The organism is Amnibacterium flavum (genome assembly GCF_003097495.1).
GTDB lineage: Bacteria > Actinomycetota > Actinomycetes > Actinomycetales > Microbacteriaceae > Naasia > Naasia flava.
Genome location: NZ_QEOP01000009.1, coordinates 1 through 636, shown reverse-complemented (window position 1 = coordinate 636; position 636 = coordinate 1). Strand labels below are relative to the sequence as shown.

The window sequence follows — 636 nt, the reverse complement described above, 5'->3', positions numbered from 1 at the left end:
GTGACGTAGACGGTGGTGACGCCGAGACGACGCTGGAGCGATGCGATCTGGGTGCGGGTCTGGACGCGGAGCTTGGCGTCGAGGTTCGACAGCGGCTCGTCCATGAGGAACACCTGGGGCTGACGCACGATCGCGCGACCCATCGCAACGCGCTGACGCTGACCACCCGAGAGTGCCTTCGGCTTGCGGTTGAGGTAGGGCTCGAGGTCGAGCAGTTTGGCGGCCTCGAGCACGCGGGTGGCGCGCTCGTCCTTGTTGACGCCGGCGATCTTGAGCGCGAAGCCCATGTTCTCGGCGACGGTCATGTGCGGGTAGAGGGCGTAGTTCTGGAAGACCATTGCGATGTCGCGGTCTTTCGGGGGGATGTCGGTGACGTCCCGGTCGCCGATGAGGATGCGGCCGGAGTTGACCTCTTCGAGGCCGGCCAGCATTCGCAGCGACGTCGACTTGCCACAGCCCGAGGGGCCGACGAGGACGAGGAACTCGCCATCTGCGACCTCGAGGTTGAGTGCGTCGACCGCGGGGCGTGTGGAGCCCGGGTAGAGGCGCGTGGCCTGGTCGAACGTGACTGATGCCATGGTTCTTTTCTCCTTCACCGGCAGGTACGTGCCGGACGATCCGTAGTGAAACGAGTGC

The 636-nt window shown here is 65.6% G+C and carries 1 protein-coding gene; it reads right to left on the bottom strand.

Going from position 1 to position 636, the window contains the following annotated elements:
* Positions 1–578: ABC transporter ATP-binding protein (locus tag DDQ50_RS16950; protein WP_116757982.1), on the bottom strand; the 578-nt coding region annotated here is incomplete at its 3' end.
* Positions 579–636: the final 58 nt, after the last annotated feature.